A 17,860-nucleotide genomic window follows, 5' to 3' on the forward strand; every position below is an offset into this window, starting at 1 on the left:
TATATTAAAAAAAATCAAAAATTTAACCTTTCAGTTTGATAGGTTTTTATCAATGTGAAAGGACACTAAAAAGGCTTCGGGTGAAAGAAAATCCTTCCACCCGAAGCCTTTTTAGTGCCACAATATTACTCAGTTTTTAACGATTTGATCGGATCTGTTAACGCGGCTTTTATTGCCTGATATCCAACAGTTGCCAATGTAAGCATAGTTACGGAACCACCTGAAATTACAAAAACGCTGATTCCCAGATCGATACTGTAAGCAAATTCATGCAGCCATTGGCTCATTGCCCAGCCGATTAATGGAAAGGCTATCACCATGGCAACCACGATAAGTTTGAGAAAATCCATAGAAAGCATCATGGCAATATTGCCAACGGTAGCCCCAACCACTTTTCTGATACCAATTTCTTTTTGGCGTCTTTGTGCTGTAAAAGCAGCCAAACCAAATAAACCCAGGCAGGAAATCAAAATAGCCAGACCGGCGAAATATTGCGATAACAGACCGATTCTTTGTTCTGAAACATATAAGGCCTGGTAATTTTCGTCAAGAAACTGATAGTCGAAAACTAATCCGTGGTTATATTGCTGGAAAACTTTTTCAATCCTTGCGAGAGTTCGTTTTTCCGAGCCGCCACTGATCTTTACCATGACATTTGGCATGATTGGGTAAACCTGAAAAAAGCATGGTTTAACAGTTTCATACAATGATTCAAAGTTAAAATTTTTGACCACGCCAACGATCTGTCTTTCTTTTCCCCAGAATTTAATGGTTTTACCAATCGGATCTTTCAGGCCCATACTTTTGATGGCAGCTTCATTAAAAACAATTTCGTTATACGCATTTTGATTCTGCGAAAAACTACGGCCTTCTTTGAGCTGGATCCCAACAGTTTCCATGAAATTGTAACCAACTTCCAGATTAGAGAATTCTATGTTTTTACCCGGCGTTTTTCCTGGCCAGTCAAAGTCGGAAATAGAGCCGTGATCGCCCGTGAGATTGTGGGAATAACTGGATGCATTGATAACGCCGGGAATATTTTTGATTTCACCCAGGAAACTTTCTGCCGTTTTCAGCTTCACAGAATCCATTTCCAACGGAATTTCAAAGTGAATAATATTGTCCCGGTTATAACCCAAATCTCGGTTCTGAATATATTTAATCTGCCTGTAAACTACTAAAACAGAAACGATAAAGATCACAGAAACAGCAAATTGAAAAACAACAAGTCCTTTTCTCACCCAAAGTTCGCCAACGGATGTTTTAAGCTTTCCTTTCAAAACCGCAGCCGGATTAAAACTGGAAAGATATATGGCAGGATAACTTCCGGAGATAAGTCCTGTCAATAAAGTTATTCCTAAAACGATAAGGATTAATAATCCGTTTAGTTGTATTTCAATCTGTTTCCCGGTTATTTCATTGAACTGTGGCAATAGTAAAATAACGAGAAGAATGGCAATAATTAGAGACAAAAACGACATAAGCAATGATTCGCCCAGGTATTGAAAAACCAACGAACTTCGTAATGCGCCTACTGCTTTTTTAATACCCACTTCCTTAATTCTTCCGGAAGCTTTTGCCGTGGACAAATTCATGAAATTAATACAGGCAATGATCAGAATAAAAAGACCAATGATAGAAAAAAGTCGGACGTAGGTAATTCTTCCTCCCGATTGAACTCCGTTTATAAATTGTCCATGCAGGTATTTATCGGAATATTTTATCGCAAATAATTGTGTGGTTGATTTGCTATCCTTTGACGTCAGGTAATTTTTGATCTTTGCATTGAAACGGTTGAGATCCGTTTCTTTTTTCAAAATAACAAAGGTATTAGGATCACTGTTTCCCCAGAATTTCATACTCTGCCGTTTTTCCGCAAAAAGATCAAAATTGAAAAGGATATCAAACTGGTTTGTAGCATTGACAGCATTATTCTTAAAAACCCCACCAATGGCATAATTTCCACTAAATTCACCATTGTCCCATTTTATCGTTTTGCCGATAACCTTATCCGTAGTATGAAACATTTTCAAAGCTAACTCTTCTGAAATGGCAATGGTTTGAAGATCTGAAAACAGCGAATTTTTATCTCCTGCTGTAAACGGACAAGTAAAAACGTCAAAATAATTTTTGCTGATAAACTGCCCCCCGGCTTTTAAATGTGCGTCATCAAAAGAAATAACGCCTTTGTTTGAAAACCAGGAAGCCGGTACAACGGTAACCGAAGATTCAACTTCCGGCATTTCCGATGCAAGTGCACTTGCCAAAAGACCTGGCGTGTTGCCACCTGTTTTGATACCGTCGTCATTTGAATAATTGGCCATAATCTGAAACAACTGGCTATCCTTTTCATTGACTTTGTCGACATGCAATTCGTCATTCACCCACAGGTAAATCAGAAGCGTACAAGCTAGTCCGGTTGACAAGCCAATAAGATTCAGCATTGTAAACTGGCGCTCTTTCAAGAGATTTCGCCAGGCGATTTTGAAATAGTTTTTTAGCATTTGGCTGTTAACGTGATGATTTTCATTTTACCTTACTTACTCGCTTCTCAAACTTTTCACCGGATCCAGTAATGCTGCTCTTATCGACTGATAACTTACGGTCAGCAATGTAATAAGTAATGCACCAAGGCTGGCAAAGACGAAAATCCACGGTGAAATATCCGTTCGATACTCATATTTTTGCAGCCATCCGTTTAAGAAATACAGAGCGATTGGTGTGGAAATAATGCAGGAAATAAGCACCAGGACAACAAAATCCATTGATAGCATTCGCCACAAATTTGCTACTGACGCGCCAAGAACTTTCCGCACTCCAATTTCTTTGGTACGCTGTTCTGCTGTATAAGAAGCCAGACCAAAAATCCCTAAACAACTGATAAGGATGGCCAAAATTGAAAAGAACGTTGTCAGCTTACCAATCCGCTCTTCGTTAAAAAATTTGCTTGCATATTGTTCGTCTACAAAATTATATTCGAAAGATGAACCGCTATCGTACTTTTTAAATACATTTTCAATCTGAGCCAAAGCTGTGGAAGAATTGGCCTGAGGATTTAGTTTGATGGTTGCAATACTACCTTGTTCGGATGATAGACTATAAAAAATTGGAACAATGGGTGCGTATGGAGATTGGATAAGCATGTCTTTTGTCACGCCGATGATTTTCATAGGTTTTCCGTTCCAGGTCAGCATTTCACCAACCGGATCCTTTAAACCCATAAATTTCACGGCCGCTTCATTGACAATCAAAGCGGAAGAATCTGTTGAGAAATCCTTCGAAAAATCCCGGCCGTCTTTAAATTGCCATCCAATGGTTTTGCCATAATCATGAGATACTTCATTAAAATGAAAGTCAGCAGATAAGGACGGATCTTTTCCTTTCCACATAAAACCACTGGTAGACGACCAAGTTTCCGTAGTAGGGCTTCCGGACTCCGCGATTTCTGCAATGGCTCCTGATTTTTTCAACTCATCTTTCACCGCTTCAAAATGATTATGTATATCCGGCGTTGATAAACTTATGACTATCAAACCCTTCCGATCATATCCAACCGGTCTGTTTTTTGCAAATTGTATTTGTTGAAACACAACGGTTGTTCCAATAATAAGAATGATCGAAACTGTAAATTGTACCACAACCAGTGCTTTTCTTGGTATGGCGGCGAAACGACCAGCTTTAAATGTTCCTTTTAATACTTTTACAGGTTGAAAAGAGGACAAATATAAAGCCGGATAACTTCCTGCGATCATGGCAGTTAATAAACTAAAACTAATTCCAACGAGCCAGAAAAGAGGATTGCTCCATAATATGACAAGTTCTTTATCGGCGACCTGATTAAATTGAGGAAGGATAAGCAATACAAATAGCATCGCCAAAACAAATGCGAGCGCAACGACAATGAAAGATTCACTAAAAAATTGCAAAATCAATTGTTTCCGGATTGACCCGATTGCCTTACGAATCCCAACTTCTTTTGCTCTTTTCTCAGAGCGAGCTGTACTCAAATTCATGAAATTGATACAAGCCAAAAGCAGTACAAATGAACCGATTATTCCAAAAAGCCAGACAAATTCAATTAAACCTCCCACTCGTTTTCCATCTTTAAATTCCGAATACAAATGCCACTCGCTCATCGGATTAAGGAAAACTTCGGGCTTGTATTTTTGTTGTTCAGGACGAATATTTTTTACTTTAATATCCTTAATTTTTGCTGAAACCTTTTCAATATCAGCATTGTCATTCAGTTGGACAAAAGTCTGAAAACTATTGGATCGCCACGGATCTTCTTCTGTTTTCATCCAGGGAGAATCTATTTCATAAAGGCTCCATGGTGCCATAAACTGCATTCCTTTAAAGGTAGAATTACGTGGCATGTCTTCATAAACGCCGGTCACTTTTACATCCAGACGGTTATCGATTTTCATAATCTGATCCACAGGATCTTTATCTCCAAAAAAAGCTTTTGCAACCGATTCAGAAAGTAGGATGGAATGGGGATCTTTAAGCCCGGCAATTGTTCCAGACAACATTTTGACTGTTAACATTTCAGGCCCGGCTGGTTCAATGTAAGGTCCGCTTTTTGCCAATTTCTTTTCACCAAATGCAAGCACGTGCCTGCTGTTCCAGGTAGACCTGACCACATATTTAAAATCGCTCTCGTAACTTTTTCTAAGCTCGGGACCTAACGGAAACGGAACGGCGGATTGTGTTTCAACTTGGCCATTGTAAGTTTGATGCTGCATAACCTGAGCAACCCGGCGATAATTTTTATGAAAACGGTCATAGGAAATTTCATCATAAATCCACAGGCCAATCAGTATAGCGACCGCCATCCCCATCGCCAAACCGGCGATATTAATAAATCCGTATCCCTTGTTTTTGGAAAGGTTTCGGAAGGCAATTTTTAAATAGTTACGCAGCATATGTTTTAGCTTTAGGCGTTAGCGTTTAGCCTTCGCATTTGATTTTTATAAGATCTTTTTTACTAGGCGGGAATGCTAGAAGCCAATTGCCAACAGCTCATTTCCCCTACTCGCTTTTCAGGCTATTAATCGGATTCATCAACGATGCTTTTATGCTTTGAAAGCTGAGCGTCAATAAAGCTGCGCAGACCGTTAGTAAACCAGCCAGTGCAAAAACCCACCATTCTATATCAATTTTATAGGCTAAATCTTTCAACCTGATTCATTCCGTAGCATGGGAGCGGCGTTATGGATATGGATTGGGAGGTTTGATTTGGATTGAATTTTTGATTTAGATTGGGCGACCACGAGGGTCGCCCCTACTCGCTTCTCAAACTTTTCACCGGATTCATAAGTGCTGCTTTTATGCTTTGAAAACTGATTGTTGCAACAGCGGTCAATACTGTGATCAGGCCACCGACTAGAAATAATCTCCAGTCAATATCCACTTTGAAGGCGAAATTATCCAGCCATTTTTCCATGAAATACCAGGTAACTGGTACGGCAATGAATATTGCAAAACATACCAGTTTTAAAAAATCCTTTGACAGTAATTTTGTAATACTGGCTACCGAAGCACCAAGGACTTTTCTTACACCAATCTCTTTTGTTCGCTGCGCGGCGGCAAAGGAAACAAGGCCCAAGAGCCCAAGGCAGGAAATAACAATGGCAATTCCTGCAAAAAAATTGAATAATTGTTCCATCTGCTGTTCCGACTTATATTGGTCATTGTAATGTGTTTCAAGAAATTTGTAGTCGAAAGGATATTCCGGTGCGTATTTGCTCCATAACTTACGTGCGGCAGCCACTGCTGTCGCGGCGGATTCACCTGTGGTTTTGACAAGTACAATATTATTAATTTTAGGGCGGCTGGATAAAATCAAGGGCCTTATTGTTTCGTGAATTGAGGCGATGTTAAAATCTTTAACCACACTAATAATCTCTCCATCTCTACCTTCGACTTTTATGCGTTGCCCAACAGGGTTTTTCAGTTGCATTTGCTTAACTGCCGCTTCGTTCAACATAAACTGAACTGAATCCGAAGGACTTCCATTAAAGTTTCGCCCATCCAGAATCTTAATCTCAAAACTAGGAATGAACGACGGATCGATACTGACATAAGCAAAAATGGGCATGGATCCAGGATCTTTTCCCTCCCACTCGACCGTACCTGTCCCTCTTAAAACATTGACCGGGGAATCACTTGAAGTACTTACGTTTTTAACGGATGGTTCCATCGACAAGGCTTGCTGCAACGGTAAGGCAAACTTTTTTGCATCGAACGAGAAAACATGCTCCCGATTAAATCCGGGATTTCGCTCACGGATAAAGCGTAACTGGCTGCCAATAATTAAGGTACTGGTAATCAAAATCGTGGCCAATGCAAATTGCGTCACCACAAGTCCCTTACGTAAAACCGACGTATTGCGCTGGTTCGACAGCCCTCGTAATGCACGGATGGGGTTGAGACCAGCAATCATCAGTGCCGGATAAATTCCTGCCAATAAAAAAACCAGAATCAAGGCACCAATAAGGATAAGTACTGAATTTAAATCAAGCACCGAAAACTGGTCTGTTTTTCCTGTTATCTCCCGATAAAAGGGTAGAAGAATTTCTATTAGCAACACAGCAAAAATCAGTGATAGGCTTAAAGTCAATACTGATTCCACCATTAGCTGCCCGGCTAGTTGGCCAGGTTTGGCACCAACTACTTTGCGAATTCCCACTTCCCGGTTGCGACGAGAGGCACGGGCGGTTGTCAGATTTACGTAGTTGATACAACCGATACTCAATAGCAAAAATGCAATCAGACCTAATAGGTTAACCTGCTGCATTCCGGAACTTTTTCCATCCGGGGCATATAGATGCAATTGACTAAATGGCTGTAAAAAGAACAGCGCAGCATCGTTATCCTTGTTTCTGGCAGTTGCTTTTATTGACGTTATCTTTTGACCAACAATTCCAGGATTTGCACTTTTATCCAGTTTCACAAAGGTTTCAAAGTCGTAAGCAATCCAGCTTTCATTCAGATTATCTCCATTGTTTTCTTCCTTGAATGGCCGTTCTTTGGCTTGCATGGGCAAAAACATCTCTTGCTTAAAGTATGAATTATCCGGGCTGTTCTCAATCACAGCACCAACGGTCAGAATCTGATTATTTTCTATGTTCTTGAAAATTTTTCCGACTGCGTTAGCTGAACCAAAAAATTTCATCGCCAAATCTCTTGTCAAAATTGCGGAAGCGGGCGTAGGAAACAGGTTTTTTTTATCGCCATAAAGCAAAATAAAGCCATCGAAAAAATCCAGAAAATTTCCATCCACATAAGCCTTCTCGCCTTTCTCAGTAATTGTTTTATTACCTGCACGAAAAATACTCGCCCAGTAACGAGAAACACGAACAGCAGAACGAACGCCGGAAATTGATCTCAAAGAAACCGTTGAAACAGCACCCGGAGTATCAGGAAACATATCTTCGGAGGTTTCCGATCCGAAGCGTGTATTGACACGATAAACTTCTTCGACATCCGAATGAAAATTATCGTAAGTCAATTCGTCTCTCACCCACCAAAAAAGAAGAATGCTAACGGCCAGCACTATACCCATTCCGCCGATGTTCAACAACGAATACCACTTTTCATTAACAAGATTTCTAAAAGCGATTTTGAAATAGTTGCGCAGCATGGGTTTTAGCGTTTAGGCGTTAGCATTTAGCTTTCGCATTTGAGTTTTTGTTAGATTTTTTTATTAGCTCCGGTCGCTATTAGCTAGCCGCCAGCAGCTCAATTATTCACTTTTCAGAATTTTAACCGGATTCATCAAGGCCGCTTTGATGCTTTGGAAACTTATCGTAAGCAAAGCAATAGAAATTGCAAGCAATCCGGTCAGCGCGAAAACCCACCATTCAATATTCACTTTGTAGGCAAAATCCTGCAACCAGCGGTTCATGCCATACCAAGCAAGCGGAGTAGCGATAAGGATAGCGAATAAAATCAGCAGCAGAAATTCTTTGGAAAGTAGCCCAACGATACTAAGTATCGATGCCCCCAAAACCTTTCTTATACCAATTTCCTTGTTGCGCTGTTCTGCGGAGAAAATGGCAAGTCCAAATAATCCCAGACAGGCGATCACGATGGCTATGAAGGTGAAGTAAATGACAATGTGTGCTGTGCGTTGCTCTTTGTCATAATTCTTTTGAAAATCCTGATCCAGAAATGAATATGAGAAAGGCGTATCCGGATTTAGACGTTTCCATGATTCCTGAAATGTTTCTAACAATTTGGAATAATCACCTGGTTGCACGCTGGCGATAAAGTACTGATGTTTGTTGGCAATCTTGGTAGTGAAAGCGTAAGGTTTAATTGCATTGTGCAAACTTTCAAAATTGAAATTTTTTACTACCCCCACAATAGTCATGCTTTTCCGAATATTTTGAAGCTCATAAAATATCTTTTTTCCCAGTGCATTTTGCAGATTGAATCCCAGTTCTTTAACAGCCGCTTCGTTTAAAATAATACTGTTAGAGTCAGCTGTAAATTGTTTTGAAAAAGTTCTTCCGGAAAGTATTTTCAAGCCCAGTGTTTCTGTATAATCATTTTCAACAGCAGCAAAATGGATGTCAACAGCTTCATTCACCGACTTTGATTCAGGATAAAATAGCAAATCCTCAACACTTTGTATTCCGGGATAAGAGGATCCGCCGGAAGCAGAAATCACGCCGAAATTTCTTTCAATCTCATTTTTGAGTGCTGCAAAATTGTTTTGTGATTGCGGTGTTTTAAGGGGAATAATAATCTTTTGGTTTTTACTGAATCCCAGATTCTGAGTTTGAAGAAAAGATAATTGTTTCCAGATCGCGACAGCTCCCAAAATCAGGATGATCGATACCGTAAATTGAAAAACTACCAATCCTTTTCTTAAAACGGATGCTGAAATATTGTTGACCAAACTTCCTTTCAGAACACTGATTGGCCGGAAAGACGACAGATAAAAAGCAGGATAAATACCTGAAAGCAACCCTGTCAACAGAGTAATACCGACGATCCAGCCGACAAAATTCAGATTGCCATTAATGGTCAGATTCTTACCCGTGAGGTAATTAAAATATGGAATTGAAACCTGAATAAAAAGTAAAGAAAGAAAAAGCGCAAGTACCGACATAGCCATGGACTCTCCCAAAAACTGGTAAACAAGCGATATTTTAAATGCGCCCATTGCCTTACGAACACCTACTTCTTTCGCTCTTTTTTCAGATCTGGCCGTGGACAAATTCATAAAATTAATGCAGGCAATCAGAAGCAAAAGTGCAGCAATCATCCCGAAAATGTACAAATAAGTCATACTTCCATTAGGAGAAATCTCTCCGCCAAGATCCGATTTTAAATAAATATCCGGAACAGGCTGTATGAAAAGTTGCTTAGTAATACCCATGGCTTTAAGATCTGCTCCACCATTTCGGTTAAGGAATTCAGGTAGCTTACTTTCAAATTTTTGAGCATCCGAGCCTTCACGCAACTTGACGTAGGTATGAAAAATATTGTTATTGCCCCAGTTCTTTTGACTGCTAATCCACGGACCTAAATCTGTGTTTTGCATCGAAAGGAAAAAATGTGCGTTGATATGAGATTTGTGGTCATTTTTAAAAACTCCGGAAACAGTATAATTAAAGTCGCCAAAGAAAAGGCCGATCTTAATCGTTTTTCCCACTGGATTTTCGTCCCCAAACATTTTTGTCGCCAGTTTCTCAGATAAAACGATTGTGTTGGGTTTATTCAGGGCATTTTTCGCTTTTCCATATTTAAAATTGTAAGAAAAAATCTCGAAAACTGTTGAATCAGCATAAAATCCGTTTGGCTCATAAAATTGCTTGACGGATTTATTTTCTTCGATTCTTAGCAGCATATCTTCAAAGCCTGGAAATTTCATAATCCGCGTGGCAACCTCCACCTCCGGAAAATCGTTTTTCAAACCCTGGGCATACGGACCCGCCGTTGCAGCCCAGGTTTCACCACTTGACTCCGTTGCAATACGAAAAATACGATTGCCAAACTGATGATGTTTGTCGACACTGTATTCGTCGGATATATATAGTACGATCAAAAGACAAGTCGCCAGACCAAGTGCCAGACCGAAAATATTAATTCCGGTGTAAACCTTATTTTTGACAAGATTTCTAAAAGCGATTTTGAAATAGTTACGTAGCATGGATTTTAGCGTTTAGGCGTTAGCATTTAGCTTTCGCATTTGAGTTTTATAAGGTCTTTTTACTAGGTAAGAATGCTAACAGCCAATTGCTAACAGCTAGTTTTCCCTTACTCGCTTTTCAGGCTTTTAATCGGATTCATCAACGCTGCTTTTATGCTTTGAAAACTGATCGTCAATAAAGCAGTGCAGACCGTTAGTAAACCAGCCAGCGCAAAAACCCACCATTCTATATCAATTTTATAAGCAAAGTCTTTCAGCCACTGATTCATTCCGTACCAGGCGATCGGTATGGCAATGAAAATGGCAACGATAATCAGATTAAGAAAATCTTTGGAAAGCAAAGTAACAATGCTGACAACCGAGGCGCCCAAAACCTTGCGCACACCGATTTCTTTGGTACGTTGCAAGGTTGTAAAAGCCGCCAAACCGAATAATCCCAGACAGGCAATAAGAACAGTAAGTCCCGCAAAAATCCCGAATAAAGCCCCGATCCGCTGCTCTGACTCGTACATTTTATTGAAACGTTCATTAAGAAAAGTATAAGAAAACGGACTGTCCGTTTGTGCTTTCCAGTTTCGCTCCAACGTTTTTAGCAGCCCCGACATGTTATCGGTACGGATGCGCAGGGCCATTTGATACCTGTCGCCGCCATACATCATGATCAACGGAGCAATGCTTTGATGCATCGATTCAAAATGAAAGTTTTTTGTTACGCCAACTACGGTATAAACCCGTTTGCTATTGGCACTTCCGTCACCGACTGTCGAAATCTTCTCGCCGATTGCTTTCTTCCAGCCAAATTGTTTTACAGTCGCTTCATTGACTAAAACTGCTACGCTATCAGAGGAAAAAGACTTTGAAAAGTTACGCCCGGTTGCCAAACCAATCCCCAGCGTAGACAAATAATCTTCGTCGATCTGATAGGTTCTTATACGATAGGGAGAACTATTTCCCGCTGCACTTTCTGGCAAAAAACCATCGGTTCCGTTATTGGAAGCACCAGCCGGCAAGTATCCGGCCAGTGTTACATCTTCAACCTGCGATAACTTTTTCAGTTCTTCTTTGAATATTTTTGATTTGTCACCAAGAACATAAGTATCCTGTAAAACCAGTACCTGATCTTTATCAAATCCTACCTTTTTATTTTGAATAAAACGAAGCTGCTGGTACACGACAATGGTTCCGATAATCATGCCGATAGAAACAACAAACTGAACGGTAACCAGGGTATTTCTCAGCCAGCCACTTTTTACACCCATTTGAAGTTTTCCCTTTAAAACACTGATTGGACGGAAAGCAGAAAGGAAAAAAGCAGGATAACTTCCAGCCAATAATCCAACGAGTATACAACCTGTCAGAGCAAATCCAACTAATCGAAAATTGAGGATTGTGTATACATCAAACTGTTTACCTGCCAGTTGATTAAAGCTTGGAAGAAAAGCAATAACCAATACAAATGCCACTAAAAGAGACAGAAATGTAAGCAGAATTGATTCAGCAAGAAATTGAAAAATAAGCTGCTGCTGAATGGATCCCAACACTTTTCTGACACCAACTTCTTTCGCCCGGTTTGCGGATCCGGCAGTTGACAGATTCATAAAATTGATACAGGCAAGTAGCAAAATAAAAGCAGCAATGGCAGAAAAAATATAAACATATTTAATATCTCCGTTTGGTTCAAATTCACCTTCCAGATCCGAAGTCAGGTGAATAGCCGTGAGAGGCTGAAAGGAAAATGTAAAACTGTCGCCCTTACGAAGATATTCCTCGTAACTCATCCCCAAAAATTCCTGGATTTCAGGAGCTATATATTTTTTTACAATCTGCGGAGCTTGTGCAGCAAGTTTTTCAACAGGGTAATTTTTCCTTAATAATAAATAGGTATGTGCCCCGCTTGCAAGCCATTTCTCGCCCAAATGAACGGAAGCCAGTGATCCAAAAAAGTCGAAATGAAAATGTGAGTTGTCAGGAACATTACGGCAAACGCCTGTTATTCTGAATAAACCCCGGGTTCCCAAAGTGATACTTTTTCCAATCGGATCATTCTTTCCAAAATACTTGTCTGCGGTAGCTTCTGAAATTACAATGGTATTCGGCTCTTTCAACGCACTTTTTGCATCACCTTTTACCAGTGGAATTGAGAAAATTGAAAAGAAATTGCTGTCCGCAAAAACCACTCTTTCTTCTTTAAACTTTTCAGTACCGTATTTGACCAAAAATGACCCTTCACTCGTGAGCCGGGTATAGGATTCTATTCCTGGATAATCACCGGATACCGCCGGGCCAACGGGTGCCGGAGCTGTGGCAATATTTAATTCCTTTCCTCCAATTTTACCGTGCACTGTAACCCGGAAAATCCGGTCAGCATTCAGATTAAATTTGTCGTAATCAGCTTCGCTCTGAACAAAAAGTAAAATCAGTATACAGGTTGCTAGTCCAACGGCTAACCCGAAAATATTGATACCAGAAAATACCTTTTTGTTCCAAAGACTTCGCAAGGCGATTTTTATGTAGTTACTGATCATGATAACGGAACGTTTATGGGTTAGTGTAAAGCATTTCTGGATTAGATGAGTTTGTTTTTACTTTTACCTGGCCTGACCTGGAATTGGGCTGTGCCAGGAATTGGGAATTGAGAACTTGGAAATTGGAATTGGAATTGGAATTGGAATTGGAATTGGAATTGGAATTGGAATTGGAATTGGGCGACCACGAGGGTCGCCCCTACTCACTTTTTAAACTTTTCACAGGATTCATCAACGCCGCTTTTATACTTTGAAAAGAAACCGTAAGCAGCGCAACGGTCAATGCCAAAAAGCCTGAAACTGCGAAAATCCACCATTGAATTTCTACCCGGTATGCAAAATCCTGTAACCATTTGCTCATAGCGTACCAGGCAATCGGAACAGCAATTACCACTCCGATTAAAACCAGTTTGATAAAATCTTTCGCGAGAAGTTCTACGATACCGGCAACGCTTGAACCAAGGACTTTCCTTACACCAATTTCGCGTGTCCGGGTTTGCGCGGTATAGGCGGCTAGTCCAAATAACCCCAGGCATGAAATGCAAATCGCAATTCCGGCGAAAATATTGAACAGCAGACTGGTTTGCTGTTCCGTTTTATATAAATCATTAAATGAATCGTCCAGAAAAGCGTACTGGAAGATAAAGTCAGCATTATATTGTTTCCATAATCGTTCGGCAGAGGCAATGACCTTATCCGCATCCTTACCGGTTGTTTTTATAAAAATCCGGTTCATTTGATTCGGTTGGTAAAAGAAAATTGTAGGTTCAATAACCTGTTTCATCGACCCATAATGGAAATCTTTAACCACACCAACAATTGTCCCGCTTGTATTCCACAGTTTAAATTTCTTGCCAATCGGGTCTTTGATCCTGGCTGTTTTTACAGCTGTTTCATTCAAAATAAAATGACTGGAATCTGCTACGGAACCCGCAAAACCGGCTCCATCCAATAACTGCATTTTAAAAAATGAAATAAAATCTTTGTCAATAGATAATGTCCGCAACATCAACGTTTCACCAGCTTCCTTACCATCCCACGAATTATCTCCTGTCATCCCTGCCAGGTTGATTATATTGGAATTTGCCCGTGTAATACCCGTCACGCCCGATTCATTCAATAATTCTGCTTTGACAGCCTCGTAATGTTTACCCATATCCTGCATGTAAAAAGACAGCACATGATTTTTATCATAACCAAGTTCTTTCGAACGAATATAATCGAGCTGACTTCCAATAATGAATGTACCGGCAACCAGAATTACAGAAACCGCAAACTGAACCACAACCAAGGTTTTACGAAATATCGCTTCGTTGATCTTGCCCGAAACTTTTCCCTTCAATGCTCTTAATGGCTCAAAAGACGATAACAATAACGCCGGATAAATGCTTGAAGCAACCAGCGTACCAAAAATTGTAAAACCAACAACTTTCCAGATTGAATAATCAGTAAAATCAAGCACCAGCGATTTACCCGAAATTTGATTAAAAACGGGTAAGATTGCATACATCAAAGCAAGAGCAAAAGCGGTGGTGAGTGCAAAAATGAGGACGGTTTCTACCAGAAATTGCAGGAATAATTGTGATTTTGCCGCTCCGACAATTTTCCGCATACTGACCTCTTTCGAGCGTAAAATTGCCCTTGCAGTGGACAGATTAACATAATTGATACAGGCAATCGTAAGAATTAAAAGTGCTATAATTACAAACATTCTAACCGTTTCAATACCTCCGTCTGTTCCATCGGAATGGTACAAATGTGTATCCGCCAGCGGTTGCAAAAGATAGGTAAGATCAGTATCATCCGGCTTATTACGCAGGTGAATGTTTCTCAATTTAACCGCAAGCTCCGAAGGCGATTTCCCCGACTGCAACTGTAAGTAGGTGTAATAATTAAACTGTACAAAATCATTGTCAGAATTTCTGCCATCACTTCTTTCAGCATACATCCGATCAAAGAAAAGGGCAATTGGGAAGAACATATCTCCTTTAAAACCTGAATTTTTCGGAATGTCCTGTATTACGCCGGATACTGTAAAATTCGCATTGTTGTTTGCAAGAATCACTTTTCCAATCGGATCTTCATTACCAAAATAACGTTTGGCAGTAGTCATTGTTAATATAACGGAATGATTGTCAGGGAACGGTTTCGACTGATTTCCTTGTATCAAATTGAAATCAAAAACAGAAAATAGCGATGGATCAGTGAAAGTAGAATTAGCCTCATTGAAAACTTTTTCTTTGTATTTGAACAAAGTAAATAACCCGTTATAAGTTAGTCGAACGGCATCTTTGACCTCAGGAAGTTCTCTTTTAGCAAATCCCGCAATCGGCGCAACGGTCGATGTCCAGATTTGCTGGCTTGATCCTGTACCTACCTTGTTTTCAAGCTTATAGATAACGTCAGATTTTTTATGAAACCGATCGTAGCTAAGTTCGTCCTGAACCCACAACAAAATTAAAATACCAACACCAAGTCCGACCGTTAAACCGGCACAGTTGATAAGTGAATAGAATCTGTTTTTTAATAAATTTCGCCAGGCAATTTTAAAATAGTTCGTGATCATAGCTATGTCTGATAATAATTTTAATCCAAAGAGGTTTTACGAATTGTCTTGTTAAATTTTATTCACTTTTTAAACTTTTCACCGGATTCATCAGGGCCGCTTTTATACTTTGAAAACTAACTGTGAATAAAGCAATTGCAAGCGATGATAAACCGGCGCAGGCAAATACCCACCATTGCATTTCAATTTTATATGCAAAATCCTGTAACCAGATCTGCATGGAATACCAGCCGATAGGTGTCGCAATCAGAATCGCAGCCAAAACAGGTTTCAAAAAGTCTTTTGAAAGAAGTGAAACGATGCTGCCGACGGAAGCGCCCAAAACTTTCCGCACACCAATTTCTTTTGTCCTTTGTTCCGCAGAAAATGCGCTGAGACCTAACAATCCCAGGCAGGCTATCAGTATGGCAATTCCCGAAAACGCGGTAAACAATTTTTCAATGCGTTGTTCTGAACGATACATGGCATCAAAATCTTCATTTAAAAACGAATATTCAAACGGTTGTCCGGGGGAAATCTCTTTCCATTTTTTTTCAATTTGAGCAAGTGAGGATGTTACATCAGCAGTATTGAGGCGGAAAGAAACTGCTTCCAGAAATGATTTTTCTAACGGTCTGTCAATCGCATTTCCATTAATTACCAACCCCATAGGATCAATTTTCGACCGTAACGATTCATAGTGAAAATCTTTTACGACACCAATTACGGTTAGTTGCTCGCCTCCGGTTTTATGAATTATTTTTCCAATCGGGTCTTGTAAGCCAAATTGTTTTGCGGCACTTTCATTGATAATTACCGCCGAACTATCCGTTGTTCTGCCATCAATAAAATCTCTTCCTGCTACCACTTCCATACGGAGGGTTGAAATATAATCAGGATCAACCATCCATTCCTGCATGTTGACAGAAAATTTCGGATCTGTTTCCTGCTGTGGATACCACATGTCGTCCCAGCGCTTAGAAGTGACGGGAAGGAAACCACTCACCGTTCCACTCTTTACCGACGGGGTCCGCAAAACTTCATTTTTAAATGTCAAAACCTGCGATTTCGTGGATTGGGCTGTATTAACAACAACGACCTGATCTTTGTCAAAACCTATTCTTTTTGTCTGAATATAGTCTAGCTGCTGATTGATAAGCAGTGTTCCGATGATTAATAAAACGGATAAAGCAAACTGGAAAGCAACAAGGGAATTCCTGAAACCCTGCGATTTGGATTGAACTCTGATGCCTTTTAAAGCCTTTACGGGTTGAAATGATGAAAGATAAAACGCGGGATATAGTCCGGCAATTACACTAACCAAAGTGGTTCCGGCTAATAAATATAGTATTGACGTAAAATTAATTTCTGTATTGATGGAAAGATGTTTTGCCGCAAGCTCATTAAATGTTGGAAGCAATAAATACAACAATATCAGGCCCGTAGCCAACGCAAAGAAAGTTGTTAGCAAAGATTCTGACAAAAATTGAAATACAAGTACCGATCTGTCGGAACCCATTACTTTCCTAACTCCTACTTCCCTGGCTCTTTTGGCTGAACGCGCTGTCGTCAGATTTATAAAATTGAAAACGGCAATTAAAAGAATAAATAAGCCAGTTAAAAGAAAAATATAGACATACTGGATGCTGCCATTTGGCGAAAGCTCGCCCTGACGATCGGAATATAAATGAATGTCTGTCAGTGGCATCAATGAATAACTAAAATTATTCCCGGCTTTTCTGGTATCCGCAAGTGTAGTTTGAAAATATTGCTTTAAAGCCTGATCAAGATAGGTTTGCAGTATTTTTTCAAATTTCCCCTCTACTGATTTTGGGCTTGTTCCGGATTTTAAAAGCACATAGGTATTGAAAATATGATTTCCCCATTTGTTCACTTTTGCATCTTTGGTTTCGTACAAAGGCAATAGAAAATCTGCGTGAAAATGTGATTGCTCTGGCATATTTTCCATCACGCCGGTGACGCGGCGAACTTCATCATTATTAAATGTTAGGATTTTGTTTATTGCATGAGTCGTACCAAAATATTTTTCGGCAATTCTTTTTGAAATAACAACTGAGTTCGGTGCAGTCAGTGCTTTCTGCGGATTACCAGCAAGCATTGGAAGGGTGAAAACATTGAAAACGGTGGAATCTGCATAAAGAATATTTTCTTCACGAATTGCTGTTTGCCCATTTTTTACAATCTGGCTGTCGTACTTTCCTAATCTTGTAAACTCTTCTATTTCAGGAAAATCCTGTTTTAGGGTTTGTCCCATTGGCGTTGGTGCTAATGCGCCTTTTGAGTCTTTTCCCGAATAGGTGATGTCGCTGTTGATGCGGTAGATATGATCGGATTTGGTATTGAAGTGATCGTACGCCAACTCGTCTTTTACATAAAGTATGCTCAGCATACTAACCGCCAGGCCTAATGCCAGGCCGAAAATTGTCAAGGCAGAATATCCTTTATTCTGTGACAAATTTCTGTATGCGATTTTTAGGTGGTTGCGGAGCATTTGAGTTTTGGGTTAATATTTGTTGGGTTTTGTTTGCTTTTGTTTTTTTGCGCTGGATTGGGTTCGGCACTTTGCATTGGATTGGGCGGGCGCTTGCCTTCGATTGGACGGGC

7 protein-coding genes and 1 pseudogene are annotated in these 17,860 nt (G+C 40.0%); all 8 read right to left on the reverse strand.

Annotation, left to right across the window (positions count from 1 at the left end; translation table 11 throughout):
• Positions 1-125 precede the first annotated feature (125 nt).
• Positions 126-2,504, reverse strand: coding sequence for an ABC transporter permease (locus tag FZF08_RS26750; RefSeq protein ID WP_159476196.1), 2,379 nt, complete (start codon positions 2,502-2,504; stop codon positions 126-128).
• A 36-nt stretch (positions 2,505-2,540) separates the two neighbouring features.
• Positions 2,541-4,925 carry an ABC transporter permease gene (locus FZF08_RS26755; RefSeq protein WP_159476199.1) on the reverse strand — a complete coding sequence of 795 codons (2,385 nt, stop codon included), beginning with the start codon at positions 4,923-4,925 and terminating at the stop codon, positions 2,541-2,543.
• Between the two features lie 106 nt (positions 4,926-5,031).
• Positions 5,032-5,181, reverse strand: a pseudogene (locus FZF08_RS32395) (ABC transporter permease); the annotation flags it as partial.
• 103 nt (positions 5,182-5,284) lie between these two features.
• Positions 5,285-7,645, reverse strand: coding sequence for an ABC transporter permease (locus tag FZF08_RS26760; RefSeq protein ID WP_159476202.1), 2,361 nt, complete (start codon positions 7,643-7,645; stop codon positions 5,285-5,287).
• Between the two features lie 102 nt (positions 7,646-7,747).
• Positions 7,748-10,165 (reverse strand): ABC transporter permease, encoded by a 2,418-nt coding sequence (locus FZF08_RS26765; protein ID WP_159476205.1) that lies wholly within the window; start codon positions 10,163-10,165, stop codon positions 7,748-7,750.
• A 107-nt stretch (positions 10,166-10,272) separates the two neighbouring features.
• Positions 10,273-12,690, reverse strand: coding sequence for an ABC transporter permease (locus FZF08_RS26770; protein WP_200837174.1), 2,418 nt, complete (start codon positions 12,688-12,690; stop codon positions 10,273-10,275).
• Between the two features lie 199 nt (positions 12,691-12,889).
• Positions 12,890-15,256: an ABC transporter permease gene (locus tag FZF08_RS26775; RefSeq protein WP_159476208.1), complete on the reverse strand. Its 2,367-nt coding sequence runs from the start codon at positions 15,254-15,256 to the stop codon at positions 12,890-12,892.
• 58 nt (positions 15,257-15,314) lie between these two features.
• Positions 15,315-17,747, reverse strand: a complete 2,433-nt coding sequence (locus FZF08_RS26780) for an ABC transporter permease (protein WP_159476211.1) — start codon at positions 17,745-17,747, stop codon at positions 15,315-15,317.
• Between the last annotated feature and the right edge of the window lie 113 nt (positions 17,748-17,860).

The sequence above is a fragment of the Dyadobacter sp. 3J3 genome, assembly GCF_009801115.1.
In the GTDB taxonomy this organism is placed as follows: domain Bacteria; phylum Bacteroidota; class Bacteroidia; order Cytophagales; family Spirosomataceae; genus Dyadobacter.

Excerpts from the sequence above, each read along its gene's own strand:
- FZF08_RS26750 (WP_159476196.1), bottom strand. The coding sequence starts at position 2,504 with ATGCTAAAAAACTATTTCAAAATCGCCTGGCGAAATCTCTTGAAAGAG.
- FZF08_RS26755 (WP_159476199.1), bottom strand. The coding sequence starts at position 4,925 with ATGCTGCGTAACTATTTAAAAATTGCCTTCCGAAACCTTTCCAAAAAC.
- FZF08_RS26760 (WP_159476202.1), bottom strand. The coding sequence starts at position 7,645 with ATGCTGCGCAACTATTTCAAAATCGCTTTTAGAAATCTTGTTAATGAA.
- FZF08_RS26765 (WP_159476205.1), bottom strand. The coding sequence starts at position 10,165 with ATGCTACGTAACTATTTCAAAATCGCTTTTAGAAATCTTGTCAAAAAT.
- FZF08_RS26770 (WP_200837174.1), bottom strand. The coding sequence starts at position 12,690 with ATGATCAGTAACTACATAAAAATCGCCTTGCGAAGTCTTTGGAACAAA.
- FZF08_RS26775 (WP_159476208.1), bottom strand. The coding sequence starts at position 15,256 with ATGATCACGAACTATTTTAAAATTGCCTGGCGAAATTTATTAAAAAAC.
- FZF08_RS26780 (WP_159476211.1), bottom strand. The coding sequence starts at position 17,747 with ATGCTCCGCAACCACCTAAAAATCGCATACAGAAATTTGTCACAGAAT.